The 26219-nt window shown below is 44.2% G+C and carries 22 protein-coding genes; 7 read left to right on the top strand and 15 right to left on the bottom strand.

Going from position 1 to position 26219, the window contains the following annotated elements:
- Positions 1–179 precede the first annotated feature (179 nt).
- On the top strand, positions 180–509 hold the full coding sequence (locus K5609_RS04960; RefSeq protein ID WP_221076221.1) for a hypothetical protein: 330 nt from the start codon (positions 180–182) through the stop codon (positions 507–509).
- 131 nt (positions 510–640) lie between these two features.
- Here the strand turns inward: K5609_RS04960 and K5609_RS04955 are convergent, their stop codons facing one another.
- Positions 641–1366, bottom strand: coding sequence for a MarC family protein (locus K5609_RS04955; protein ID WP_343212506.1), 726 nt, complete (start codon positions 1364–1366; stop codon positions 641–643).
- Between the two features lie 248 nt (positions 1367–1614).
- Between K5609_RS04955 and K5609_RS04950 the strand changes: the two genes are divergently transcribed.
- Both K5609_RS04950 and K5609_RS04945 read left to right on the top strand, forming a co-directional pair.
- Positions 1615–2208 carry a LemA family protein gene (locus K5609_RS04950; RefSeq protein WP_221076220.1) on the top strand — a complete coding sequence of 198 codons (594 nt, stop codon included), beginning with the start codon at positions 1615–1617 and terminating at the stop codon, positions 2206–2208.
- A 15-nt stretch (positions 2209–2223) separates the two neighbouring features.
- Positions 2224–4191, top strand: coding sequence for a M48 family metallopeptidase (locus K5609_RS04945; protein ID WP_221076219.1), 1968 nt, complete (start codon positions 2224–2226; stop codon positions 4189–4191).
- 39 nt (positions 4192–4230) lie between these two features.
- Here K5609_RS04945 and add read toward each other — a convergent pair whose 3' ends face one another.
- Complete coding sequence (add, locus tag K5609_RS04940) at positions 4231–5229, bottom strand: adenosine deaminase (RefSeq protein ID WP_221076218.1); 999 nt, start codon at positions 5227–5229, stop codon at positions 4231–4233.
- A 273-nt stretch (positions 5230–5502) separates the two neighbouring features.
- Between add and K5609_RS04935 the strand changes: the two genes are divergently transcribed.
- Positions 5503–6441, top strand: coding sequence for an aldo/keto reductase (locus K5609_RS04935; RefSeq protein ID WP_221076217.1), 939 nt, complete (start codon positions 5503–5505; stop codon positions 6439–6441).
- Here K5609_RS04935 and K5609_RS04930 read toward each other — a convergent pair.
- The 10 genes from K5609_RS04930 to K5609_RS04885 all read right to left on the bottom strand — a co-directional run bounded on the left by K5609_RS04930 (position 6438) and on the right by K5609_RS04885 (position 15275).
- Positions 6438–6839: a MerR family transcriptional regulator gene (locus tag K5609_RS04930; RefSeq protein ID WP_221076216.1), complete on the bottom strand. Its 402-nt coding sequence runs from the start codon at positions 6837–6839 to the stop codon at positions 6438–6440. The genes K5609_RS04935 and K5609_RS04930 overlap by 4 nt on opposite strands.
- Positions 6840–6888: 49 nt before the next feature.
- The gene (locus K5609_RS04925) at positions 6889–7452 is read right to left on the bottom strand and encodes a DUF4136 domain-containing protein (protein WP_221076215.1); all 564 of its coding nucleotides are present in this window, start codon (positions 7450–7452) and stop codon (positions 6889–6891) included.
- Positions 7453–7534: 82 nt separating this feature from the next.
- Entirely contained in the window at positions 7535–8152 is a 618-nt protein-coding gene (locus K5609_RS04920; protein ID WP_221076214.1) for a hypothetical protein, read from the bottom strand.
- Between the two features lie 239 nt (positions 8153–8391).
- Positions 8392–10281, bottom strand: a complete 1890-nt coding sequence (locus K5609_RS04915; protein ID WP_246611984.1) for a transglutaminase TgpA family protein — start codon at positions 10279–10281, stop codon at positions 8392–8394.
- Positions 10274–11251 carry a DUF58 domain-containing protein gene (locus K5609_RS04910; protein WP_221076212.1) on the bottom strand — a complete coding sequence of 326 codons (978 nt, stop codon included), beginning with the start codon at positions 11249–11251 and terminating at the stop codon, positions 10274–10276. The genes K5609_RS04915 and K5609_RS04910 overlap by 8 nt, the downstream gene beginning before the upstream one ends.
- Positions 11252–11253: 2 nt before the next feature.
- Positions 11254–12165, bottom strand: a complete 912-nt coding sequence (locus K5609_RS04905) for an AAA family ATPase (protein ID WP_221076211.1) — start codon at positions 12163–12165, stop codon at positions 11254–11256.
- 316 nt (positions 12166–12481) lie between these two features.
- Positions 12482–12739, bottom strand: a complete 258-nt coding sequence (locus K5609_RS04900; RefSeq protein ID WP_221076210.1) for a CBU_0592 family membrane protein — start codon at positions 12737–12739, stop codon at positions 12482–12484.
- Positions 12740–12953: 214 nt separating this feature from the next.
- The gene (locus K5609_RS04895) at positions 12954–13919 is read right to left on the bottom strand and encodes a S1 family peptidase (RefSeq protein ID WP_221076209.1); all 966 of its coding nucleotides are present in this window, start codon (positions 13917–13919) and stop codon (positions 12954–12956) included.
- Between the two features lie 99 nt (positions 13920–14018).
- Entirely contained in the window at positions 14019–14843 is an 825-nt protein-coding gene (locus tag K5609_RS04890; RefSeq protein ID WP_221076208.1) for a DUF4037 domain-containing protein, read from the bottom strand.
- Between the two features lie 96 nt (positions 14844–14939).
- Positions 14940–15275 (bottom strand): DUF2960 domain-containing protein, encoded by a 336-nt coding sequence (locus K5609_RS04885; protein ID WP_343212505.1) that lies wholly within the window; start codon positions 15273–15275, stop codon positions 14940–14942.
- A gap of 314 nt (positions 15276–15589) precedes the next feature.
- On the opposite strand from K5609_RS04885, the gene K5609_RS04880 reads away from it, so the two are divergent.
- The gene (locus tag K5609_RS04880; RefSeq protein WP_221076207.1) at positions 15590–16717 is read left to right on the top strand and encodes an efflux RND transporter periplasmic adaptor subunit; all 1128 of its coding nucleotides are present in this window, start codon (positions 15590–15592) and stop codon (positions 16715–16717) included.
- Positions 16718–16731: 14 nt separating this feature from the next.
- Complete coding sequence (locus tag K5609_RS04875) at positions 16732–19884, top strand: efflux RND transporter permease subunit (protein ID WP_221076206.1); 3153 nt, start codon at positions 16732–16734, stop codon at positions 19882–19884.
- Between the two features lie 66 nt (positions 19885–19950).
- Here the strand turns inward: K5609_RS04875 and K5609_RS04870 are convergent, their stop codons facing one another.
- Complete coding sequence (locus K5609_RS04870; protein ID WP_221076205.1) at positions 19951–20664, bottom strand: substrate-binding periplasmic protein; 714 nt, start codon at positions 20662–20664, stop codon at positions 19951–19953.
- Between the two features lie 376 nt (positions 20665–21040).
- Between K5609_RS04870 and K5609_RS04865 the strand changes: the two genes are divergently transcribed.
- Positions 21041–22702 (top strand): AMP-binding protein, encoded by a 1662-nt coding sequence (locus K5609_RS04865; protein WP_221076204.1) that lies wholly within the window; start codon positions 21041–21043, stop codon positions 22700–22702.
- 77 nt (positions 22703–22779) lie between these two features.
- Here K5609_RS04865 and K5609_RS04860 read toward each other — a convergent pair whose 3' ends face one another.
- Both K5609_RS04860 and K5609_RS04855 read right to left on the bottom strand, forming a co-directional pair.
- Positions 22780–23985 carry a carbohydrate porin gene (locus K5609_RS04860; RefSeq protein WP_152780148.1) on the bottom strand — a complete coding sequence of 402 codons (1206 nt, stop codon included), beginning with the start codon at positions 23983–23985 and terminating at the stop codon, positions 22780–22782.
- Between the two features lie 493 nt (positions 23986–24478).
- The gene (locus K5609_RS04855; protein ID WP_221076203.1) at positions 24479–25768 is read right to left on the bottom strand and encodes a carbohydrate porin; all 1290 of its coding nucleotides are present in this window, start codon (positions 25766–25768) and stop codon (positions 24479–24481) included.
- Between the last annotated feature and the right edge of the window lie 451 nt (positions 25769–26219).

Raw genomic sequence — 26219 nt, 5'->3', positions numbered from 1 at the left:
CTACTTCATCTAACAATTTTTATTGCGGCTCTTTCGGTTCCGACGTTAGTTTTTATTCTTCTGACGGAGAGCTGTTATCAAACGTCCCTAATCAATTATCGTTAAAATACCCAGTAATCTATATAGATGTTAGTTATTGCTACATCCTCGCGGGTATACTTGTTTTGTCGATTTTCCTGTTGGCTGCAGTTTTAAAAGCTCAAGAGCTGAAAAAACAAACCATAGGAAAGTTTGCTAAAAGCATTAAGCTTTTATCTATATTGATGCTAGCTAGCACACTAATAGCATTTCCAGGTAAATCAATTGAGAAGTGGCGAGTAGAGAAACTAATAACAAAGAGTGGATACAAATCTTGCCCTGAGTTCACTTTATTATTTGGTAAACCATCAGTTAATGCCTGGGTTAACGATTTTAGCCTCTGCAGCGACCCTGAAGTTAACCATTTAGCTAAATATGGCTATCCGGATGAACCAGCCCTAATAGCCAAACTGCTTGCTGACAGAGACTAGAGATAAAATTGTTAGTACAACATACTCGCTAAGGAGCGAGTATGTTGTACTGTTTTGTTCCTTTGTGGGGATAATAACAGCTAACCTAAAAGCGCCTATACAGCTAATAGTGTTGCTCTAAAACCTTGTTTTTAACTCACGCCTTGAAACAACATATAGGCATCGTGCACGCCTTGAATTAGCATTTGCATGCCAATAACAGTAAGAATTAGCCCCATCAATCGGGTGGTAATGTTTATCCCATCCTTGCCCACTTTATCTACCAGTTTTGGGCCATATAAAAAGCAGATAAAAGTAATTAAACACAGTAAGGCAAATGCGATAACAGTAACGATGATGTTTATAATGCCGCCAGAAGCTGAGTAGTTCATCGCTGTAGCAATGGTTCCTGGCCCGGCTAGGATAGGCAACGCTAATGGAGATACTGCAATGTCCTTTTCCTCATCGTCGCTATCATTGCTGGGAGTATGAGAATGCAGTTTAGAGCTTGCACCTTGCAACATATGGTAGCCCACCAGAAAAACTAATATACCGCCGGCTAAACGCAACGCTGGCAAAGTAATACCAAATAATTCAAATATGCCTTTTCCCAGTAAACAAAAAGCTGCCACGATGCAAAAAGCCGTTGCAAGTGAGCGAAATGCAGTTCTCTTGCGCTCAGCAGCACTTTGGCCGCCAGTTAAGCCAACAAACACAGCAGTATTTGCGATAGGGTTCATCATCGCAAAAAAGCCCATAAATACGGTTATCGCTAGTGTCGCCAATTCATGCATGGTGATATCTACCCAATTATTTTCATCCTTGTATTCACCTAGCATCGCAGCTTTAGTAGCTAAACAAAAATGCTTTTTTGCCAATGCTGTGGGTTTGTAGCTAGCTTTAACGGCTCCATTTACGTGGCCAACTTCACCAAGCTAGCGAACACCTAAACAACAAGCCCAGCTCCACAGCTTTCACCAAACCGATGTTGGCAGCATTTACTTACACCTTGGTAAAAATTAACTAAATCATTTAAGCGTAAACTGCTAGTTAAGCCATAGCATTGTTATGCTAAATCCGTATCATGCAGATATTAAGTGTTTAATAAATAAAGGAACTTAGGCAAATGGATGTATCACTAATCGTAATTTTGGTAATTATTGCGGCACTAGTTTTTTATGTTGTTGGTATCTACAACCGTTTAGTTAGCTTGCGTAATCGCTACCAAAACGCCTTTGCTCAAATAGAAGTTCAGCTAAAACGTCGTTACGACCTTATCCCTAATTTAGTTGAAACAGCCAAAGCTTATATGGCACATGAGAAAGACACCTTAGAGGCCGTGATTAGCGCCCGTAACGATGCTTCGGCATTATTGCGTGCTGCAGCAAGTGATCCCACTGGTGCAACGCTTAGCAAATTGGCCAGCGCCGAAGGGGCGTTGCAAAGTGCAATGAGCAAAATGAACATTGTGATGGAGAACTACCCCGACCTAAAAGCCAGCGATAACATGATGCAAGTGAGTGAAGAGCTTACTACTACAGAAAACCGTGTCGCTTTTTCACGCCAAGCCTTTAATGACTCGGTAACCGAATACAACGAATACCGTCAATCTTTCCCACCGGTGTTTTTTGCTGCCCAATTTGGCCATAAAAAAGATGCAAGCTTACTCGAGTTTGCCGACAGTGCTGAGATACAAACCGCCCCTAAAGTGTCTTTTTAAGCACCGGGGAGCACCATGAACTTTTTTGCTGAACAAGATCATGCTCGTCGTAACAGCAAGTGGTTGATCTTATTATTTGTTATCGCAGTGATCATTTTAATTGGCCTAAGTAATATTTTGATCGCAGCGTGTTTGTGGATGTTTGACTCTACCAGTGAGTTAAACTTGCCAGACAATCGCAGCTTCTTCTCTGCTGATATTCTGGTATTTGTTAGCTTGGTAATGACTAGCGTCATTATCTGCGCGATTGCTTTTAAGTGGTTTCAGTTAAAAGATGGCGGCCGAAGAATAGCTGAATCTTTGGGTGGTCAGCGTATTCCACCCAATAGCCAACACCCAGAGCAGCAACAAATACTCAATGTTGTTGAAGAAATGGCACTAGCCTCTGGCATGCCGGTGCCTTCGGTATATTTGCTCAAAGATGAAATTGGCATTAATGCTTTTGCAGCAGGTCACACCCCTGCCGACGCAGTGATTGGCATTACTCAAGGTGCACTTGAACAGCTTAATAGAGAGCAGTTGCAAGGTGTAGTCGCCCACGAGTTTAGTCATATTCTTAATGGTGATATGCGCCTAAACGTGCGCTTAATTGCCTTGCTTAGCGGGATAGTTTTTATCGCTAACCTTGGTGAATTTATTCTGCATACTCAGCGTTATAGCCACCGTTCATCGAGCCGTTCTAACAATAATGACGCTCGGGTGGCGGCTGCAGGATTTGGCTTACTGGCTCTTGGCTGGATAGGTTTATTCTTTGCTAATATGATCAAAGCGGCCATCAGTCGCCAGCGCGAGTATTTGGCAGATGCATCGGCGGTGCAGTTTACTCGCAACCCCAATGGCATCGCCGATGCGCTAAAAATTATCGGCGGCTATGATGCCGGTTCGGGTTTACGTACCCCACTTAGCCAAGAAACCAGCCATATGTTTATAGGTGATGCTCGCCGTTTAGGCAGCTTTTTTGCCACTCATCCAGCCATTAAATCACGGATAAAACGGATTCTTCCTCGCTGGGATGGCGCACTGATCAAGCGCGATATTAAAAAAGTAGCCAAACCTATTTACAGTAAAACCAGCCAACAGCAAGCCAAACAGCAACGCCAGGAGCAACTCAAAAAAACTGTGTTTGTAGCAGCGGCAGCAGAAGCGGCCATAGACGCTCTAGATAACAAATCTGAAAAAGCTGAGTTTACCCTGTCAGAGAATACCGTAACGGTAAGTGGCGAATTAGCCCACTTACCCGATGGATTGCTCAGTTTAGCTCATGATCCTTGTGGCGTTATTAGTGTGGTTTATGCCTTGCTGCTTAGCAACGACGAAGCGCAACGCGCTAAACAGCTAGACGATATTAAAGACAACCTGAGTAAATCTTCAAGAATTGAAGAAACACTCCAAGCATGGACTTGGATAAATTCGGTGGACAAAAGCTACCGCCTACCCCTGCTCGAACTATCGTTTCCTGCGCTTAAGTGTATGTCGGCTAAGCAATATCAGCGTTTTATGGATAACCTACGCAGCTTAATTAAGGCAGACCAACAAGTAGATATGTATGAATGGTGTTTGTACCACTTAGTAAAACACTACTTATCTCATCAATTTGAAAAAGTCACACACAGCAAACCGGTCTATAGCAGTATTCCAGCGTTATCTGAGCCGTTTTCGGTCGTATTATCGAGCCTCGCTTACTTTGGTCATGATAATGATACCGAGACTCAGCGTGCCTTTGGGATAGGCGCCAACAGCATTGGTTTATATACCATTACTTTGTTGCCTCTGGAGCAATGTCAGGTTGAGCATTTTGGCCCAGCAGTGAAAAAGCTCGCCAACGCCTACCCGCAAATTAAGCAGCGTATTTTGCGCGCTTTGGTAGCCTGTGTTTGTTTAGATAAACAACTTACTGTGTTAGAAAACGAAATGATCCGCTGCATAGCAGCAGTAATGGATTGCCCAGGCCCACAGATAAGCTTGGGTGTGCGGCGCCCATAAAAATGCCCGTGCTAATGCACGGGCTTTTACTTGGTTCCTTTAGCGTTTTGAGGCTTTTTCCCGCAAGGCCTGACGCGCACTTTCACTAATAAAGGCCATTTTTAAACCGTTGCTCTGCAGTTTGGCGATCTGTTCATCTCCAAAGCCCAACTGCTCGCGTGCAATGCGGTATTCGTCGGGTAAATCAATCGCCGATACGCCAGGATCATCGGTATTTAAGCTAGCTCGAATACCATGTTCTAAAAAGCGTTTTAGTGGATGCTGGCTTAAGTCTGGCGTGGTATTGGTTTGGAAATTAGATGATAAACAAGACTCAACACCAATCTTATGTTTTGCTACATAGTCCATTAATTCTGGATCGTCGGCAATCTTAACGCCATGGCCAATACGGGTTGCACCTAGTTCGCGAATAGCTTGCCACACACTCTCTGAACCAGCGGCTTCGCCAGCGTGCACCGTAATAGCAAAACCTGCATCTCGAGCACGTGAAAACTGCTCCACAAATAAATTACCCGGATGACCTAACTCGTCACCCGCCAAATCTACCGCCACGATTTGATCGCGAAACGCCATACAAGCGGCTAATTCATCGCTACAACTTTGCTGACCAAAAGTACGGCTCATAATGCCAATTAAGTTTACTTGCACATCATGCTTTTGCATGCCACGACGTACACCTTCGATAACTGCTTCAACCACCCCTTCTGGATTAAGCTTGTGGCTCATCGCCATATAGCCTGGGCTAAAACGTAATTCGGCATAGTCGATCTGCGCTTTTACTAAATCTTCAACGTTCTCTTCAGCCACCCGCGCACAAGCATCGTAATCACCTAATACATTTACCCCCCAATCTAACTTAGAAAGGAAGGCCACCAAGTTAGGCTCTTGCTTGGTAATTTGCACATGGGGGATTAATTCTTGTAGCGAGTTAGCAGGCAAACTTACGTTAAACTTTCGACCCAATTCCAAAATGGTTTCTGCGCGAATGGTGCCATCTAAGTGGCGGTGTAAATCGGTAATTGGGTATTGTTTTAACATGAAGATTCCTGCATCGTTTTTATAACTTATTTATCGCCTCAGTGTAGTCAGCACAAGGTCGCAAGCCAAATTAGATTAACCGAAATAAGGCCTTCTTTTTCAATAAGTTTAGGGCTTATTTTAATCCTAGCCGAATGTGTTGAAATATCACTAATCAAAGCGATATTTCACCGACTCTGTATTAGTATTTGACTTGGAGTTAACTCCAAGATTTACACTCACGCCTAAGTTATTTGTTTACATTGTAATCAACAAGGCTTTTGAGGAGTCAACATGGAATTGGCACGTTTGGGCAACAGCGATTTAGATATCTCTCGTATTGGTTTAGGCGCTTGGGCAATGGGTGGAAAGTGGCAGTGGGGCTGGGGAGCACAGCAAGATGAAGACTCCATTGCTACCATTCAACACGCCTTGTCATTAGGCATTAATTGGATAGATACAGCGCCCGTTTATGGGCTTGGGCACAGCGAAGAAGTAGTAGGTAAAGCCATTAAAAGCTTGAGTGAAAAACCACTTATCTTTAGCAAATGTGGTTTTAACTGGGATGCACAAAATAATATTGAGCCGTGTCTTAAAGCAGCCAGTGTTAAACAGGAAGTAGAAAACAGCCTAAAACGTCTGCAAGTAGAAACCATCGATTTATACCAAATTCACTGGCCTAACCCAGCCGAGGACATTGAAGAAGCTTGGCAAGCCATGCTTGAGTTAAAACAGCAGGGGAAGATTCGATATTTAGGCGTTTCTAATCACTCCATCGAACAGATGCAAAGCCTACAAAAAATAGCCCCTATTAACAGTATGCAGCCACCCTACAGCCTAATAAACCGAGAATGTGAAACTGAGCTACTGCCCTATTGTCAGCAACACAATGCCGGGGTGATTTGTTACTCACCAATGGGATCTGGCTTACTTACTGGGAAAATGACCGCCCAACGGATCGCTGCAATGGGTGATGATGATTGGCGCAAAAAAGCCGATGACTTCAACGAACCGAAGTTAAGTCATAACTTAAAAATAGTTGCTGCCCTGCAGCAAGTTGCAGAAAAACATCAAGTATCGACAGCAGAAGTTGCGATTGCATGGACCTTAAAGCATCCGGCAGTAACCGGCGCCATTGTTGGCATGCGTAGCCCTGAGCAAGCTGATGGAGTAATAAAAGGTGCCAGCCTTAAACTCGATAAACAAGACATCGCCTTGATTGAATCGGTTTAAAGCGACTTAAGTTTAATGCTTAATTCGCTACCAGTTTGGTAGTGCTCTATTTTCCGCTGTACGTGTTCTAAATTTCGATTTAGGCAGGCTATTTGTTGCTCGGTTTGCTGTTTATGATCTAGCAACAGCTGCAAACGCTGTTGCTCGGTGCTAGGGCCTTCGTCCAGCATATCGCGATATTGCTTAATCGCATCAAGCGACATGCCGGTAGACTTCAAGCAAACAATAAAACGCAGCCATTCTATGTTTTGCGAACTAAAACGGCGATGGCCGCTAGGTGAGCGATTAACCGTAAACAGCAGCCCCTTTTTCTCGTAAAACCGCAAAGTGTCGCTACTTATGCCTGCTAACTCTGCTGCTTGCTTTACGCTAAAGCTACTTGGTGTATTCTCGGCCATCGCTTTCGTCCTTAAGTCACTAATCTAGTCAACTAAATGCCAAAGCGACTCATCGCTGAGGTAGATATTGCAGCAAACGCTCAATGGCTGATTCGATACGCAGCTTTCGTTCGCTAAGTGGAATGTTGGTAGGTGCCATACCTTGGCCTAATACCCGCCAAAATGGGCCAGTATCTTCTGCTTGAAATAGCGCCACCATTATTGAGCCTTTTTGGTAAAGCTCAGGATCTAATGAATCACTAGACATTCCCGCCATCATACCAGCGCGCTCTAATATTTGCTGGTCACTCATTTGCGACTCAAGCGCTGCGCCCACGCCAACTAAAAAGTCGGGTTGCTGCTGCAAAGAGACTTGTTGGTAGCCCTTCTCAGCCATTGTTTTAGCAATACTTTTGCGCAGCTCGCTTAATAGTAGCTCTTCATTCTCGGCCTTCTCTAGATGAGCTTTGCCTAGACTTGGGTGCCAAGCATATCGGCCATTGGAGCTGTTTAAGTACTCAACATCCCCAGTAACAACGGTAGTTGAGCGGGTTTCGGGAGCGCGGGCTTGCTCGACAGGAACGCAAGCAAATAGCAAAGGCAGAAACAAAAACGGCAGCAATTTCAAACGCATATTACAGTTACCTAAAGGCGAATCAAAAAACTCACCCTAGCATAAAATTAACAGCATGTTGCGCTATTCTGCTACCTTAGCGCTAAGCAAGTTTATATTGGTATAGTGCTGCATTATCACCCGAAGCTTTGAAGCCCATTTTAACTAAATACTGCTGGTGACTCGCTACCGCCGTATAGCTAACTAGCTGCTTAACACCTAAGGCTTCAAAAAACCCAGAGCTATGGTAAAGGTAATCGCCGGTTTTAAAGTCGCGATAAGCGGGGAAAACGTAGTCGAGCTTTATTTCAAACTCATGCAATTGCTGTTTGCCCACCAATATGCCTGCAGGCTCACTATTGCGCATGAGTATGTAACAGCCCTGCCCAAGCAAACTATCTGTCGAAAATTGCGGGAAATACTTCTCGATATCAGTTTGATAGTGCTCAATCCAAAAACCAAGTAATGGACTGCTAGCTTCCACTGCCACTAACTTGAATTGATCCTTGCTGCGGTAAATACCCTGCAAGTAATAAACATTGGCAAATACGATAAATAGATTTAACAAGGCAACCGGCATTGCGCCAATAATAAATCCATAAGTTGAAAACAGCGCTGCACCCACCATGTTTAACCAACGCAGTTTTACAATAGAACTCATGGTTAACGAAATGGCCACCACCACCGACGCCAAGTAACCAAACCACTCAATCCAGTCCATAAACTTCTCCTTTTACCTGAGCTTTTAGTGTCGCTCACTTTACGAGCAGCGCTGCCAATAATCTGGTTAGCTCACACAAATTGATAAATAAATTAGACTTTTTTAAGAAAACTCACTGTATTTGTTGAAAAGTAGTGGTAAATAAACACAGACACTTAGAGAAAAGCCGAGTGATAGAAAAGCCAAAAGCTTAAGCGAGCCACAATCGTCTGTAGCTCGTTTAACCTTAGCCTAGAGCCTTAAGGTTGATAGCGCTTTTGGTTATAGCTATTAATGGCTTGTGCTAGGGCTAATGCTCGCTGCGGAGCTTGCTGCTCTACACGTTTTAAGAAGTGATTAAAGCTTTCTCCTTTGTCACGAACTACGCCCCGCCTGGCTAATAGCCAACACTGCCATTTAAGTGCGATAACTTGTTTATTAGGCAGGCGCCATTGCCAAGGTTTAGCCATGAGTAAAACAGTGGCGAATAAACCCAGCAAAATCATTCCCGCTGTTAACATTAGCAAAGAGCTGCCCGGCAACCATGCCAGCAATTGCGAAAACAAATTTAGCTGTCGTTTGTGGTCAAAATTAAGCACCCACTTAGCCCACCAGTAATCGGCTTGAGCAAGCCATAAGCGCATTTGATTAAAGCCTTGGGTGTACCAAATCTTTTGGCTCCAAGCGCTGATACTTTGCCATTGCTCTGCAGTAGCTTGGCTTTGCTGAAGGTTATTTTCTACCCGGTCGGGTGCGATCCAAGCGGTGGGGTCAAGCCGCACCCAACGCTCACCATCCCAATACTCCATCCAAGCATGTGCATCGTAGTTACGCACTGCTAGTAAGCTGTCTTGTTGCTCCCACTCTCCACCTAAAAAGCCGGTTACCATACGAGCAGGTATCCCCTGCAAACGTGCCAGTATCACCACGCTTTGCGCATAATGAACACAAAAGCCGCTTTGCTGATCTAATAAAAAACGCTCGACGCCTAACAGCCCTGGGTAAGCCGGCGGACTGAGGGTATACCTAAACTGCTGACTTAAGAACCACTGCTGCACGCTTGCCATCACTTGCTTTGGGTAATCAGGTGTTCGAGGGCTTAAACCGGACCCCAAATACTCACTAAGCTCGCTAACTTTGGGTGTGATGTTTTGCGGTAAACGGGTAAGAAAGTGCAAATAAGCGGGTGGAACCGCGCTGCTGGTAGGCGGCTCTAATTGACTAAAATTTAGAATTTGTCGTGGAAAGCTCTCACCTTCGCGCAGCCAGCTACCATCGGCCACATAGTTAGCGCCACCACCACGAACTTGGCTAGGATTTAAAGTGGCTAACCACGCTTGGCTGGCGGGTTCTAACAAGAGTTGATACTGGTTAATAGCACTTGAGCTATCGGGAGCTTGTTTCTGTTGGGCTATCTGGCTGCGAGTCCATTGCTCACCATCAAACTCATCTAAAACCATGGCTCGCCAATACAGTTCATCGGGTTCTGGCGCGCGACTAAACTCCGCCCGAAACATTAACTTATCTGAGCGAATCAATTGGCTGATATCGCCTGGACGAACCACGTCAGACAAACCGGTTTGCGCGCTGCTCGGGGTAGGCATTTTCCACAAAGGCGCTAAGCGTGGAGCAACAATAAATAGCGCGATAGCTAGGGGAGCAATAGCCAATAACCATAAACCCAACCGCTTAGCCCAGTTAAAGCTTATTTTCACATCTAAGCTAAGCAACAGTAATAAGTGTAAGAATGCCACTATTGCAGCCAATAATGCAGCTAAGGGTTGGCTAGAAAAAACCAGTGAAAATGCCACCAAAAATAAGCCCGTAAGGCTAAACATTTCCACATCACGCCGCTTATGCAGCTCAATATACTTTAAGCTATAGCCAAGCATTACCAGGCTCACCAGCTTATCAAACAGCTCAAAGGAGCGCGCTAGCCAAAGCACCAGTGCAATAAGTAGCACTAAGCTTAGCTTTACCCAGCGTGGTTTAGGTAAAGTGGCTAAGCCTTGCATCACCCGCAAGCGCCACCACCCCGCAGCCAAGCCTACAAGCAGTAGCAGCCAAGGCACTTGTTGCAGCAATAACAAAGCTGTTGCCGAATAGCACAACAACGACATGCGAATATGCGAACTGTTGAGACTATTCATCACTGCTCGGGGCCTCTGCCAGTAACCTTAAACCCGCTTTTAGCTGCTGATGACCACTGCCACTAGCCAGTTGCTTTGCACCAACTTGTAAGCTAAAACTCTGTTGCTGTTGCGCCAACTGACGCAACCAAAAAGCCAATACCGAAAGAGTTTGTTCATAGTTTAAACCGCTATGCCTGCGGTCACTAAGGTGTAAATCAATACTAGGGTTGCCAGTAAATGCCTTAGTCTGTAAACCACGCCCCGCAGCAAACTGCTTCCAAGCCAATAAGCTTTTTCGCTCGCCGCTACGGTAAGCCTTAAGGCCCGCAAACTCACTTTGTAGCTGACTATCACTAGCAGCACGCTCAACATCATGGGCTTCTACCCATTCCTGAGAAGGGCAAGCAAAACCGGCCAGCGGTGCAGGATAAGCCAGCAACTCACAATTAAAATCAGCCACGGTCCAACATCTAAATAAGCCTAGAGGAAATACACTGGAGAGGCTGATGCGAGGCAGTAATTGGCGCCCGCGCTGCTTTACCTCTAGATCTAAAGCTAACTGACCATCGAGCTGTTCATAGGCTTGCTTGCCTGGCCAGCTTTTTATTTCGGCCGCTAAGGCATGCGGCTGTTTGTGATTAACGATGTTGAGTAATAAACGCAGCGGTTTGTCGCATTGCCCTTCGGGCCGTTGCAATAAACTTACGGTATTTCCCGATAAGTTCTGATGACACAGCACCAAGCACACTAACCAAAGCGCCAACAACCATAAGCCTAAGGCAATAATTAAGTTGTTTTGGTAATTGCTGCCCATCATCAACATCACCACTAAGGCGACTAAAAAGCCCCAGCCAAAGCGAGTAGGTAAAATGAACAGGTTTTTGCGAGTTAAACGCAAACTGCCACTGCTAGGTACACGTTTAGCTAGCCAAGCAGCGCTACGAACACCTTTCCATTGTTTAAACGCCTCTAGCAGTGTGAACTTCATATCTAGGTTAAATCGCTGTAAGGGTCTACTTCAGCCAAAATTTGTTTTGCATAGGCTTCACCGCTATCTCCTCGGCCCAAGCGGTGAGCACTTACCGCGCTAAATACCGCTTGTACATCTTCTGGAGAAACATGCTGCTTATTATGAACAAAGGCCCACGCCTTGGCGCAAGCAAGTAAGGTTAAGCTGCAACGCGGCGACAAAGGACTAGCCCCTTCCAGCACTCGGCTGCAGTGCACCAAACGCAATAAATAATCTAACAAAGCATCGCTGCAATGCAGAGCGTTCACTTGCTGTTGCAACTCCAACAGTTGCTCTACCGAAAGCGCTGCTAAAGATTGGCTGGTTTGCTTGCCTCGTTTAAGCATTGCCATTTCAGAATCTAAATCAGGAAAGCCAATGCTTAAACGCATCGCAAAGCGATCTAACTGAGACTCGGGTAAGTCGAAGGTGCCAAGCTGCTCGCGCGGGTTTTGGGTGGCAATAACAAAGAACGGCGCTTTTAAAGGATAGCTCTCACCGTCGGTACTCACTTGTTGCTCTTCCATGGCTTCGAGCAAAGCACTTTGGGTGCGAGGGCTGGCGCGATTAAGCTCATCAGCCAAGACTAGATGGTGAAAAATAGGCCCAGGGTGAAACTTAAACTGCTGAGTAGGCGGTTCAAATACCGACACACCGATAATATCAGCAGGCAATAAATCGCTAGTAAATTGAATTCGCTGAAAACTTAAACCAAAACCAGCAGCAAGCCATTTAGCTAAACTGGTTTTCCCAGCACCCGGCAGATCTTCAATCAGCAAATGGCCAGAGGCCAACAGACAACTCAAGGCCAAACGCACCGCTTGGGGCTTGCCCAGCAATTGTTGCTCAAGATAGTCGCAAATTGGTGCAAGTTGAGGATGTATCTGATTCATATAAGTAAACAGCTAGGTTTGAATGCTTTAAGCATACAAAGCTTTTAGCCATTTGGGCAGCATTAGTATTGCCACCTTATCGACATTTTTAGAATCTAACCACGAATTATTACTAAGCTAGTTACAACAAATGTCAGCTTAGATTAGTTGATGGCTTGAAACAGCAGGAACTCTATTTATCAGCAAGCAATAAACAGACACCTGTTTAGCTAAGATCTATACATCCTAAGACCTAAATAAAGAACTATTACTGATACAGAGTAGGTATATGTTTTAGCAATAGCTCTTATCTCTAGACGATTCACTGGCGGGTTAGTTAGGCGGCTACAGGTTCACGTTTGCAGTACTTAACAATACCTACCACTGACGCACCAATCCAGAATAGCTCAATAACAAAGCTAGCTAGGTTAAAATTAATGCACAAACTAATTAGCAGTAAAATAGCACCGCTTAAGTTCATTAGGTTATAGGTAAGTTGTTTGGGATTTAAACGCTCTAACTGTAAAAGAAAAAACGAACCTACCACTAAGGCAGTACCAAGTAGTCCAACGATATCGGCAAAAATACTTTGCATAAAATTCTCATTAACAAGCAAAAATGTTCGTCCAAATTGCTGGCCCAATCCTTGGGGTGGACGTTCTCAACTGTTTAACAGCACTCCATGAGACAGCTTGTTAGTGGCATATAAAAATGCGGGCGTAATCTACCAGAAAACGCCCGCCGATGCATGAGGATTTTTTAAACAATTTAACGGAAGAATTATTCCGTTAATTAACTAATTGAAAAATCTAATTTTTAGCTTTTCTAAAGCGGCGTAACACCAGCAAAGCAATTAAACCTAGACCGCCAGCAGCCCCTCCACCACCAGAGCTAGGCCGAGGAACAGCAGCTAGTTGTGAACACAAACTTGGGTCTGCTCGCTCTGCTTCACTGGCTTGGATTACTTGGTTAATCCAGCCTGACAATTTGCCAACATCTACGTAAACCCCAGGCGCATTAGCACAACTGCGTGTCCCCCAGCTAACAATGCCTGCCAGCTTGTATTGGGTCCCCTCATCAATAAACAATGGACCACCACTGTCGCCAGAACATGAATCGGCTATATCACTATCCGCACAAAACATTTGCTCACTTAACCACTCCGCACCATAAAACTGGCTACATTCTGAGGCCGATGTTAAAAAGAGATCGGCTTGTTGAAGCTCATCAAGATACTCGGGGTTATCAGCATCATTGTTTACTCTGCCGTAACCAATTACTCGCACGCCAAAACCAGGAGAGTATTGGTCAAAAATAGCACTTTGATTAATCGTTATTGGCGTAATAGAAGTAGCGTCAGCTAAACGTATCAACACCAGATCATAGTCTCCAATAACCTTGCCTTCCTCAGTGTTGTCAAAATCAACGTAATCTGGATGTTGGCATACCTCTGCCATCGACAAACCGTCATCATAAGAATAATTGAATTCATCTTCGCCAATAAAAGCGATGATATCTTCAGCTTGAGTATGCTGCCCTTCTTCATATTGATCGAAAGTACAATGCGCAGCACTTAACAGCCATTGCTCATTAATTAACACACCACCACAGTGGCTGCTACCCGCTTTAAGTTGAGCCATCCACGGATAAGCACCTTTAGGGGCATCTTCTCCCCCTACGACATAGGGAACGGCTAGATCGGAGCTTGCAAAAGAAGCGCCTGAGAACAGGGTTAGCGCGAGTAAACCACCCGCGGCTTTACGGCTTATTAGCATCAATACATCCTTGTTTTTACTACTATGAGTTGCGCTACCTTCACATTAAATATTATTTTAATCAATAGAGATAGATCAATGTAGCTTATCTTTTATCTGCTAGGACTTAGTAGGCCAGCTTAAGGATGTTTGAGTCGTTACCAACTGCTGCAAGGTTTCACTTAACAAACTCACTGTATCTAACAAGCTGTCTGCCACTTGCCCAATCTCCGCCAGCAAACGCTCTACATTTTCAGTCAGCTTGTCTGGGCAAATATTGCAGTGTAGTTCAGCGTACTCAAGCATTCGCTTTTCACCAGGGTGAGGCAGCGCATTAACGGCAAAAAGAATGTCAAAATAACTGGCTAAAAACTCTGCACAACGGTGATTTAAACTAACGCGGTCTTGGCGTTTTAAGGCCTTGGCTAATTGGAAGTAGTAAGCGGGCATTAGTGTTGTAAGCAAAGGCGCATTTTTATTTACTACTGCTTGTTGCAGTGCGCTGGGATAAGCCACATCAAAACGTTGCTGTAAGCGCCTGGCTTGACCAGTAGCGTCATAGAGAATTTTTGAATCGAGTAAATTTGCCCAAAAGCAGGTGCTGTAGCCTACTTTCGCTTGATGGCGCTCCACTAAGTAATGCAGCTCATTTTCCAAGAAGGAAAAGTCTCGATAGATGAGTTCAATCTCTATTCCGTCGAGCAATACACCATCGTCTTCGGTTTCCCAAAACTGATTATTTAACTCAAGATACTGACAATGTTTTGCCACCAGCTCCTGTCGTGTTTCAGCCGCCAAGGGAGCGTTTAAATAAACATACACATCGTAGTCAGAATAGCTATCAGAAAGGCCGCTAGCTCTTGAGCCCGCCAGTAAAATGGCATCAACTTGTGCAAGCGCCGAAAGCTCATCAACTAGCGCTAAGAAGTGGATAGATTCAGACATATTTAACATTCCCTGTTGTTTATCAAGCTAGCTTAATAAAAAACCCTGTTAAATATAGGGGCACTTTATAGAAAAGCGCTTTCAAGCACTAAATCACTATTTGGCTTCTTTTTCTTCGTCTTTTAAGAAGCGAATATCGCTAAAGCCCAAACGCTGGAACTCTTTTGCTCGGTATTCTTTCAAGGTAGCTTTATCTCTGGTAGACATAGCCAGCTGTTTCTCCATTTGCAAAAAGGAAGAAATATCAACACCTTCAGCCACAGCAACTGCTTCATGTGCATCATGAAACTTGTCAAAAGAAAAATTAATGACTTTGGTTTGACGTTTATATTTGTAAGTTATTTGGCGTGCCATCATGCCCTCTACGCGCGCTAAAATTTGGCTAGATAATAGCGTAAAGCCATAGCGAATGCCGAGCTTTATCCATTTCATAAATAGCTTTTATAGAGAAATCAAATACTAACAAGCTGCTTTATTCTTCACTCACCAGATAAAGCATCAAGCAAACATCAAACTTGCGGATAAATCCCGAAGCTTAGATTCGGTATTACTGAGGCTACCTTTGGTAAATATGGGTGTATATTTAGCCCCTACTTATTTTTAGTAATTACTAAAAATAAAGGCGTCAGAAAGGCGTTTCGCAAGGATCGCGTTCTAGTTAGCATCCGCCAACTATACCAATGCAGGGAGCTCTCGGCTCTTTCGGCAACTTGTTCCGCACCATTGTATAGTTTGAGGATAGTTTCATGTTTTCCACCCGTCTTCGTATGCTTGTGACTGCCGCAGCATTAGTTTTGCTCAGTGCGTGCAACTCTTCTACCGAGTCTGCCGCCCAGATACCCGCCAGCTTAGTTAACACTGAATTGGCACAAAACCTTCAATACGCGCCTTCCCAGCAATTTGTTGGTCGCATTGAGGCTTATCAAGATGTAGATATTCGCGCACAAGTAAGTGGTTACTTGGTAAAACGCCACTTTGAAGATGGCCAGATGGTAAAACGCGGACAACTACTTTATGAAATTGACCCTACCCGCTACCAAGCCGCAGTTGCTCAAGCCAAAGCCTCACTGGCAAAAGCTAAGGCAGCACTAACCAATGCCGAGATAAACTGGCAACGTGGCGAACGTTTATTGCCAAAGAATAATATTAGCCGCTCAGAGTTTGATCGCTTAACCGCAGAAAAGCTCTCTGCCGAAGCTCAGTTAGAAGCTGCAGAAGCAGAACTTAACGCCAGCTTAGTCGATTTAAAACACACCAGTATTGTTGCCCCTTTTGATGGGCGAATTGGCCAAAGTGAAGTAAGTAAAGGTGACTTAATCACTATGACTAGCGGCGCGTTAACTAACCTTGTGAGCTTAAATCCAATTCGTGCCAGTTTTCGTGTTTCGGAGCGTGAGCGTCTAGCAATGGGGCTTGATCATGTAGACGCTCACTCAAGCGCACAAACCGACGATACCATCGTTGATTTGGTGATTAGCGATAACCGTAGTTACCCCAATAAAGGCCGTTTAGATTTCATCGACAACCGAATCAATTTACAAACCGGTACCATCAATATCAGTGCTCAATTCGACAACCCACAACAGCAGCTTTTGCCCGGCCAGTATGTAGAAATAGGCCTTACCAGCACCGCATTAGTTGAAGCAACAGTGATTCCTCGTCGCGCAGTACAAAGTGATTTAGAGGGAGAATTTGTCATGCTAGTGGGCGAAGACAACAAGGCAGAGCGTCGTAATGTCACCATTGGCCCAGTGCTAGAGCAAGGCGTTGTGATACATAAAGGTTTGCAAGGTAGCGAGCAGGTTATCACTGCTGGCTTACAACGTGTACGCCATGGTCACCCAGTGCAAGTTGTTGAAAAGCAGCAAGGATAAGGTAATTAGTCACTATGCTTAGTCGCTTTTTTATTCAAAGGCCAAAGTTTGCTTTGGTAATTTCTATCTTATTGTCATTGGCTGGGGCTATCGCCCTAATGGTTTTGCCAGTGGCCGAATATCCTCAAATTAGCCCGCCTTCGGTAAGTGTTTCCGCTTACTACACTGGTGCCAGCGCCGAAACAGTAGAAGAAGCCGTCGCCGAAGTGATTGAGAGCTCGGTGAATGGCGTGGAAGACATGTTATACATGAACTCCAAAAGCGCTAACGATGGCTCTTATTCACTAACGGTAACCTTTGATATTGGTACCGACCCCGACATGGCACAAATTAATGTGCAAAACCGGGTTACTCAAATTGAATCTAAGTTGCCGCCAGAAGTGCGCCAAGTGGGTGTAACCGTACGTAAACGTTCACCAGACTTATTAATGGTGCTTAACTTTTATTCTCCAGACGGGCACTACGACGATACCTTCTTAAACAACTACGTCACGCTAAACATTGAAGACCAACTCGCTCGTGTAAAAGGCATTAGTGACGTACGAGTAATTAGCTCAGCTGAATACTCGATGCGAGTTTGGTTAGATCCTTTAAAGCTTGCCAACCTTAACTTAACCACCAGTGACATTCGCGCCAGTTTAGCTGAGCAAAACGTGCAAGTGGCTGTGGGTTCTATTGGTGCACCGCCCTACCAAGCTAACAACGACGTGCAGTTTAGTCTGCTCACCAAAGGCCGCTTAGATACAGTAGAAGACTTTGAAAACATTCTACTGGTCGCTAATGCCGATGGCTCAAAAATATATTTGAAAGACGTAGCTCGGGTAGAGTTAGGCAAACGTGGTTATGCCGCCTTTGGCGAGTTTAGGGACCAGCCTTCGGTATCAGTAATTCTATCCTTGCAAACTGGCGCTAACGCTTTAGAAAGTGGCGAAGCGGTAATGGCTTTAATGGGCCAACTTAAAGCCAATATGCCAGAGAAAATGGATTACGAAATTGCCTACGACACCACCTTATTTGTGGAAGAGTCGGTCAAAGGCGTAATCAAAACCCTAATTGAAGCTATTTTGCTGGTAATTTTAGTTACCTACCTATTCTTAGGAAGTTGGCGTTCTACGCTAATACCGGTAGTGGCTATTCCTGTATCGCTAATCGGCACCTTTGCCATTATGTTGGCAACCGGCTTTACGATTAACACCATTACCTTATTTGGCTTAATTTTAGCTATTGGTATTGTAGTGGATGACGCGATTCTGGTAATTGAAAACGTCGACAGTAAACTGTCGGCCCACCCAGAACTCACCCCACGCCAAGCCACCTTAAAAGCCATGCGCGAAGTAACTGGGCCGATTATCTCCTCCACCTTGGTATTGCTAGCGGTGTTCTTACCGGTTGCTATGCTGCCAGGAATTACCGGGGTAATGTATCGCCAATTTGCCATTACCATTTGTATCTCGGTGGTTATTTCCTCAATCAACGCCTTAACCCTTTCACCGGCGATTTGTTCGTTAGTATTAAAGCGAGGTAAGCAAAAACAAGCGCGTTGGTTTGCGCTGTTTAACCGAGGTTTAGTGGCAATTACCACCCGCTACGGGCAAGCTGCCGGCATGTTGGTAAGGCGCAGTGCAGCATTAGTGGTATTCTTCTGCTTGGCCATTGCTGCTGTAGCATGGATGAACCACAACACGTCTAAAGCGTTTGTACCGCAAGAAGATAAAGGCGTATTACTGGTTAACGTGCAGCTGCCCGACTCAGCTTCACTTAGCCGCACAGCGGAGGTATCTCAGCGCCTCAATGACATTATCCTTGAAGAACCTGGCGTAGAAGCAGTGAGTTTAGCTAACGGCTACGGTTTATTAGCTGGGGCTATTCAGTCAAATGCTGCCACCATGTTTGTAAAACTAAAACACTGGGACGAGCGCAATGCCTTGCTGGGCGATCACAGCTCTTTTGCCATTAGCCAGCGTATTAATGAACAAGCCTATGGGCGAATTCAAGATGCAATGATTTTCGCCTTTGGCCCTCCAGCTGTTCCTGGCATGGGCACCGCTTCGGGCTTTGAGTTTGTGCTGCAAGATGGCTTAGGTCGCTCGCGCAGCGACCTTGCACAGGTGATGCAAGACATCACTATTAAGGCCAATGCCGCACCAGAAATTGGCAGTGCTTTTAGTACTTTCCGAGCCGATGTTCCACATTTTTATGTAGACATCGACCGCAGCAAAGCTAAACAGCTTGGCGTGCCACTGGGGGATTTGTTTACAACTTTACAAGCCAACCTTGGCTCGTTATATGTGAACGATTTTACCCTTTACGGTAAAAACTTCCGAGTCACCATGCAGGCAGAAGATGAATACCGCAGTCGCCTAGATAACCTTGGTCAGTTTCATGTTCGTAGCATCAGCGGCGACATGGTCCCATTAAGTACCTTAGTCAGTATTGAGCAACAGTTTGCGCCCGACGTCGCCTGGCGTTACAACCTGTACCGCAGCGCAGTATTGCAAGGCCAACCAGCGCCGGGTTACTCATCTGGTGACGCCATTGCAGCAATGGAACGAATAGCTGCTGAAGAGCTGCCAAATGGTTACCAATATGAATGGACAGGCATGGCTTACCAAGAGATCCAAGCGGGTAACATGGCCATATACGCCTTTGCCCTAGCGCTGCTATTCATCTACCTATTTATGGTGGCACAATACGAAAGCTGGACAATTCCACTTGCCATTATCCTGGTAGTGCCGGTAGCTACTTTAGGTTCTTTTGTTGCGTTAGCCATTGCTGGTTTGCCAATGAACTTATATGCGCAAATAGGCTTAGTACTGCTGATTGCCCTGGCCGCCAAAAATGCCATTTTGATTGTTGAGTTTGCTCGTATGCAACGTGAAGACAAAGACATGCCCATCAATCAAGCGGCGGTAACCGGAGGCACCTTGCGCTTTAGAGCGGTTAACATGACCTCTTGGTCGTTTATCTTTGGCATGATCCCACTGGTATTAGCGAATGGCGCAGGCCATATTAGCCAAAACTCTTTGGGAATATCGCTAGTGGGTGGATTGCTGTGTGTATTACTAGTAGGCACCTTCTTAATACCTGGTTTCTACGCGATGATTCAGCGTCGCAGAGAAGTCCATCATGGTGGCTCAACTAAGCTAGAAGAAATAGAAGAGGTTTAAGCCTTCGCTATTTACCTCACTAAAAAGCAAGCCTTAGGGCTTGCTTTTTTATTGGCAAGATAACCGCTAAAAGTCGTCTCGGTTGCGCCTAATAGCCCGATTAATTTCATCTAAATGCTCTAAGCAGGGAGAAGATTTAGACATCACCATATAGATGCTCTGCTCACTAATACTAGGCTGCATATCCACCAATACATCGGCATATTCTGTATCAGCAATTTTTAGCCTGCCCCCATGGGTGGCATATAGCAAATAGTCAGCTCTTTTTAAGGCAATCAGCTTAATCGCTCTATCTAGGTCATCCATTGTAGAAATAGTAAGATTTTGCTTGGCATAGCTATCAAACTGGTCACCAAAGCTACTGCCCAGCATTTGTATACCACGCTTGCCCTGTAAGCTTTCTAAGCCCCTAAAAGCAGCACTTTGATCTTCATGAATAAAGGCAGTGCTGTACTCCACGCCTACCGCTTCGCTAAATACAAACTTACTACCGCGCTGTTGATTATAGAAAGCAGCAATAACCACATCTAAATCACCCGTTTCCAACTGCAAAAACTGCCGCTTCCAAGGCACCATTGCTTGATATTCAACATCAATGCCTACCTCGGCAAAAACGCGATTTGCCAAGTCGACCGCTAAGCCTTGCAAGGGAGCTTGAGCATTAACTCTGTATGACACGTCAAACCAATTATGCTCGCCATTCACGCGAATCTGTTCGCAGGTGGCTTGCACCGTTGCGCACAATAAGCTGCTAAAAATCAATGTGAGTAGTCGTAACACTGGCGGTTCCTTTTGCCGTTCCTTGTATAACATTAGTAAAAACAAGGCTACATTCAAGAGTATTTAGATGATAGAAATATCAAATATAATTAGCAATAATAAGATTGCTTAAACCTATACACGCCAATCTAAAACCTCGCGGCCTTCAAACAATTCTGACATTTATCTGCATATTATCCACAAAACTGGTTACTTGAAGAAAACGGCTAATGATTTAGCTCAACGATTCACAAAAATACGCTAGGGTTTATTATCGCAATCAGCTAATCTTGCGGGCAAAAATAGATAAGCCCCAAACAGCATATTATCTGCTTGGTAAAACCGCTTGGTTCGCCAAACAGGACTTTTCGTGCTAACTAGTGGGTGAGGATAGAATATGAATTCATCAGACCAACCTTGGTTAAAAAGCTACCCAGACGATGTGCCCGCAGAAATAAGCACAGAGCAATTTGAGAATTTGCTGGAATTGTTTGAGCACAGCTGTAAGCAATTTCCCAAACAAACCGCCTTTATCAATATGGGTAAAAGCCTCACCTATCAAGAGCTAGACCAAAAATCGCTGGCCTTTGCCGCCTATTTACAACAAGAGCTAGGCATGCAAGCTGGCGAGCGTATCGCCTTAATGATGCCCAACGTGTTGCAATACCCCATTGCACTTTATGGCGCCTTGCGAGCAGGCTTAGTGGTAGTCAATGTGAATCCGCTGTATACGCCACGCGAATTAAAGCACCAGCTTTGCGACTCAGAAGCTAGCGCAATTGTGGCCGTAACCAACTTTGGTAACAGCCTGCAGCAAGTGATTAAAGATACCCAAGTTAAACACGTTATTCTTACCAGTATTGGCGACCAATTAGCCGTGCACAAACGCACGCTAGTTAACTTTGTGGTTAAGTACGTTAAAAAAATGGTGCCTAAGTACAACTTGCCAGGTGCGATTTCAATGCGCCGCGCCTTAACTCAGGGCAAAACCATGGCTTATCAAAAGCCGCAGCTTAGCGGCGATGATATTGCTTATTTGCAATATACCGGCGGCACAACTGGTGTGGCGAAAGGGGCGATGTTAACTCACCGCAACGTACTAGCTAACGTGATTCAGGTTTACTATCACTTTGCCCCACGCACCTTATTAGACCAAGAACACGCGGTAACGCCCCTACCGCTTTACCACATCTTCGCCAACACCGTGAGCATGATGTTCATCTTGTATATTGGTGGCAAAAACTTATTAATTACTAATCCACGTGATCTTAATAGCTTTGTAAACGATCTTCGTAAGTACCCGTTCACCATGATTTTTGGCTTAAACACACTGTTTAACGGTTTGCTTAATCATGCCGGGTTTAGGCAGCTAGATTTCTCTAGGGCTCGCTTTACAATTGCCGGCGGCATGGCTACTCAAAAGCACATTGCCGAGCAATGGCAAGAGCTTACCCAAATGCCAATTATTGAGGGTTATGGGCTTACCGAATGTTCGCCAGTTGTGGCTGCAGGAACCCACCAACAACAAGCCTTTATCCCCTCTATTGGGGTACCGATGCCTAGCACCCAAATTCGAGTGGTAGATGAAGAAGGTAACGAGCTAGATGTGGGCGGTGTCGGTGAGCTACAAATAAAAGGCCCGCAAGTTATGCAGGGCTACTGGAAACAACCTGAAGAAACCGCCAACGTTATCACCAAAGACGGGTGGATTAAGTCTGGCGATATTGGTCGCATGGACGAACAAGGCTACTTCTTTATTGAAGACCGTAAAAAAGACATGATCTTGGTGTCAGGTTTTAATGTCTTTCCTAGCGAGATTGAGGAAGTTGCAACGCTACATCCATCCATTGTTGAGGCTGCAGCAGTTGGCGTTCCAGACGATGTGAGTGGCGAACGCATTCGCTTGTTTGTTGTGTGTAATGCGCGAGTTGGCCGAGAAGAAATTAAAAAGCACTGCCGCAAACACCTTACCGGTTACAAAATGCCAAAAGACATTGTTTACCGTGAAGAGCTACCTAAAACCAATGTAGGTAAAATTTTACGTCGCGAGTTACGCTAACAAAAAGGGCGCAGCTAAGCTGCGCCAAAATTCCAAGATTAGGCTCTGTCCCTATCGCCCATTAAAAGTGGTAATAATTACCACCACGCGTCGAACATCATGCCTACGTTAGTAGCCGGTGTTGTTTTATCACCCACTTTCACTTCACCATGAGTTACAAAGAATCGAATCTCTGGGCGCGACCATAAGAAGCTTCCCATCGACATGTTTTGCTGAATACTGACTTTCCAAGCACTCTCGTCTTGGTTATCGTTGAAATCTACACTGTCGTAACCAAACTCAAACGACGTAGAGTGGATATCAGACCAACGGTAATGAGGTTTAATAACAAACTGATTCCAGGTGCTTTCATCGTTGTTTTCTAAATCAGATTGTTCAAAGCTGTAACCGTAATCAATAGCAAACGAATCACTTAAACCTAAGTTACCAAACCAGTAAAATGCTGTTGAATTAATGTCGCCTTTAATTTGGCCGGCGTCCAACAAGTTGTTATCGCTCACATTGTCGTTGTAACGAATAGCAAATTCGTTAGTACCCATGCTCCAACCCACTTTATAGAAAGCCGCTGCTTGAAGTGAGGTTACGTGTTTTGGATCATGCTCATCAGATTGGTCACCAAAACCATAGTTAAAGTTAAAACCTATGCTACCTGAGCCTACTTCGATGCTGTGTAGCTTTGAGGTTACCGCGTAACGGCCGTTATTGCCGTTGTCGCCAGATACCACTGCCAAATCAAATTTAGCCATACCAAAATCCATGTTGTCGAAACCACCACCGGCACCGTCATTCATGAAATAGAAGTAATCATTTAAGCCAAACTGAGCTCGCCCATTAAAGCGTTTACCGGCCCACACATACATATCTTTCTGGCTTTCAAACAAGTTTGAACCACCCGCAAAAGCCTGAGCCATTCTTAAATTGTAGGTTGTACTATCATTGTGATCACGCTGCCAGCCATAGCCGTCGTCCGCCATAAAGTAGATATCCCAATCACCCGCATTTTCACTCTTTTGGTGATAATTAATACCTAACTCCATACCGGTACCTTCGTTACCAATACGACCAGGTTGTTGCGGGCTGCTTGGAGCTTTAATAATTGCAATACCATTTCGTACCGCGTTATAAGCTTGAGCTTCATGTTCACTATTATTTTTTTCTGTATTAAAACCCGCAACCATGCGGGCGTAGCCGTTGTAACTTAGGCCTTCTTCCTTCGCAAAAGCAGAACCACTAAATGCCATACCGGCACTCATCATCGCAACTGTAAGCGCTTTCATATTCATGTTTACAACTCCATGGAATAAATTTTTTTTATTAGTTTATCCGGCGAGTGAACCTCACCTTCGAGCCTGAGTATAATTTTGAGAGTCAAATTAAATTGAGACAAATATCACGCACAAGCAGAATAAAATAACTACAGATCACAAAAACAAAAGCTTTTACTGCGATTTAAATGTTAGCGATAAATTAAGATAATTAAGGATAAAATATCATTAAACGATTAAAAATTAGATCGAAATACACATAAACATCAAAATATAGAGATAAAAATTTAATGCAAAAAAATAAAAGCAAAGGCGGCGTTTAATAAAATCAGCATAAAACTCTAAACGGGAATATTGTGATTTAGATATAGAGGCGTTAACTAAAGTAGAAATTGGTATTACTAGGCGGGAATTTACTAAAGGCTTACAAACAAAATAAAGGGCGCAAACAACGCCCCTTTGATTATGCACAGCCTCAACCAGTGAAGCTATAACTCATGAGTAAAACGCTTTACCACCAAGACTCAAACATAGCACCTAAAGCCAAAGTATCTTGCTTGGCTTCGATAGCTTCATTACTTCGAACTTGATTGTCCGCTTGGCCGGTTGTGGCATAGAAACGTAACATTGGACGAGCGTTACCAAAGGCATTAATGGTTACGTTTTGCGATAGAGTCACTTTCCAAGCCGTGTTTTTACCGCCTTGATCGTAATCCACTACCGAGTAACCAGCCTCTAACCACGTAGAGTGTGTATCGTTCCAGTTATACATAGGTCGAACAATAGCACTGTAGTTGGTGCGGTCATCTTCCGACGAGTTCGCATCGTAGTTGTGGTAAGCACCGAGATACTCAAGGGCGACTTGCTCACTAAAATTAACCGCGCCTTCTAAGCTTAAATACAGCGTGGTTAAATCTTCAGTTTTATTAAATACGCTGGTGTCTGCATTATCTGCATAGCGCGCAATAAACTGATTACGACCTTTAGACCAATTTTGGTCAATCACCGCAGCTAGGTGGTAGGCATTAATCTTGTCTTTATTTTCTATTACGCCATTGTCATCATATTGATCACTTTCAAAGCCATAGTTAAATAGAAAGCTCAAGGCAACAGAGTCGGCGAGTTGCAGGGCATGCAGCTTAGACGTTAAGGCATAGTTACCGTTGTCTCCCGGCCCATCAACCTGGCCAACTACCGAGAAATCTAACTTGGCCATATCACCTAGTTCAAGGTTATAAATACCACCACCTTGACCATCGTGACTCATCCAAAAGTAATCATTTAAACCCTGTTGTGGACGTTGGTGGAAATCTCGACCCGCCCAAATATACGCATTAGGCTGGGATGCAAAAATATTGGTGGCGCCGGCGTAGAATTTTTTAAGAGCAATATCGCCATACTCACTAATTTCTTCGCCACTTTCGAGCTCAGACTCATACTTCCACCAGTTTTCTAGCATCAGCACTACATCCCAAATAGCACCACTTTCACTTTGAAATGCTTTAGCAAATTGGAATTCACCACCATTGGTTTCGTTACCTAAACGACCAACAGCACGGCCTGCAAGCTCACCTTCAGCTTGAACATACTTTTGAAAGTCATCTGAATAATGTAAGCCGTATCGGGCATATCCTGAAAAGATAATGCCTTCTTCAACAACAAATTCAGGGTCTAAAACCACTGGCTGAGAATCTTTAATCTGTTGAAATTGTTCAGAATTAACCTCGTCTTCTGCAGCGCTAACGAGGGGGGAACAAGTAAGTGCGATTGCCACAGCGTATGTAAGCGCTTTCACTTTCATTAAAAAACTCCTGGAATAGTAATTATTTTATGTTTTTATTCTGCCCGAATGGATTTATCTCTAGGCGAAAAGAATATAACTCCAAATAAACCTAATTATTGAGAGCGATATCACGCATGAAAACCTTACCAAAGATTCAGATCACAAAAATAGCAGCAATAACTGTAAAAAATATAATCAAGATAAAATGGTAATATTGAAGATAAAAATCACAAATAAACTTAAATTTAAGAAATTAGTTTCAAAAATCGCACAATAAACAGCATAAAGAAAATCAACGAAAAATTAATTTGAACAATATTTGCTTGTTGTAAAGTGCAATTAGATAAACTTAAGCCCGCCACTCTACACTACTGATTTTATTAGCAATAAATATCAATACGCCCTGTTATAACCTAGATCACAAAAACTATTTACTATAAGACGATTAGTGTTTTTGGTAATCATATGA

This window comes from Agarivorans aestuarii, from assembly GCF_019670125.1.
Taxonomy (GTDB): Bacteria; Pseudomonadota; Gammaproteobacteria; order Enterobacterales; family Celerinatantimonadaceae; genus Agarivorans; species Agarivorans aestuarii.
Note: the sequence above shows the minus strand (reverse complement) of the source record. Positions and strands in the feature narration are given on the sequence as shown.

Excerpts from the sequence above, each read along its gene's own strand:
- K5609_RS04865 (WP_221076204.1), top strand. The coding sequence starts at position 21,041 with ATGAATTCATCAGACCAACCTTGGTTAAAAAGCTACCCAGACGATGTG.
- K5609_RS04875 (WP_221076206.1), top strand. The coding sequence starts at position 16,732 with ATGCTTAGTCGCTTTTTTATTCAAAGGCCAAAGTTTGCTTTGGTAATT.
- K5609_RS04905 (WP_221076211.1), bottom strand. The coding sequence starts at position 12,165 with ATGAATCAGATACATCCTCAACTTGCACCAATTTGCGACTATCTTGAG.
- K5609_RS04885 (WP_343212505.1), bottom strand. The coding sequence starts at position 15,275 with ATGAAATGGATAAAGCTCGGCATTCGCTATGGCTTTACGCTATTATCT.
- K5609_RS04920 (WP_221076214.1), bottom strand. The coding sequence starts at position 8,152 with ATGGACTGGATTGAGTGGTTTGGTTACTTGGCGTCGGTGGTGGTGGCC.
- K5609_RS04890 (WP_221076208.1), bottom strand. The coding sequence starts at position 14,843 with ATGTCTGAATCTATCCACTTCTTAGCGCTAGTTGATGAGCTTTCGGCG.
- K5609_RS04910 (WP_221076212.1), bottom strand. The coding sequence starts at position 11,251 with ATGAAGTTCACACTGCTAGAGGCGTTTAAACAATGGAAAGGTGTTCGT.
- K5609_RS04915 (WP_246611984.1), bottom strand. The coding sequence starts at position 10,281 with ATGAATAGTCTCAACAGTTCGCATATTCGCATGTCGTTGTTGTGCTAT.
- K5609_RS04930 (WP_221076216.1), bottom strand. The coding sequence starts at position 6,839 with ATGGCCGAGAATACACCAAGTAGCTTTAGCGTAAAGCAAGCAGCAGAG.
- K5609_RS04880 (WP_221076207.1), top strand. The coding sequence starts at position 15,590 with ATGTTTTCCACCCGTCTTCGTATGCTTGTGACTGCCGCAGCATTAGTT.
- K5609_RS04935 (WP_221076217.1), top strand. The coding sequence starts at position 5,503 with ATGGAATTGGCACGTTTGGGCAACAGCGATTTAGATATCTCTCGTATT.
- K5609_RS04950 (WP_221076220.1), top strand. The coding sequence starts at position 1,615 with ATGGATGTATCACTAATCGTAATTTTGGTAATTATTGCGGCACTAGTT.
- K5609_RS04860 (WP_152780148.1), bottom strand. The coding sequence starts at position 23,985 with ATGAATATGAAAGCGCTTACAGTTGCGATGATGAGTGCCGGTATGGCA.
- K5609_RS04925 (WP_221076215.1), bottom strand. The coding sequence starts at position 7,452 with ATGCGTTTGAAATTGCTGCCGTTTTTGTTTCTGCCTTTGCTATTTGCT.
- add (WP_221076218.1), bottom strand. The coding sequence starts at position 5,229 with ATGTTAAAACAATACCCAATTACCGATTTACACCGCCACTTAGATGGC.
- K5609_RS04855 (WP_221076203.1), bottom strand. The coding sequence starts at position 25,768 with ATGAAAGTGAAAGCGCTTACATACGCTGTGGCAATCGCACTTACTTGT.
- K5609_RS04895 (WP_221076209.1), bottom strand. The coding sequence starts at position 13,919 with ATGCTAATAAGCCGTAAAGCCGCGGGTGGTTTACTCGCGCTAACCCTG.
- K5609_RS04900 (WP_221076210.1), bottom strand. The coding sequence starts at position 12,739 with ATGCAAAGTATTTTTGCCGATATCGTTGGACTACTTGGTACTGCCTTA.
- K5609_RS04945 (WP_221076219.1), top strand. The coding sequence starts at position 2,224 with ATGAACTTTTTTGCTGAACAAGATCATGCTCGTCGTAACAGCAAGTGG.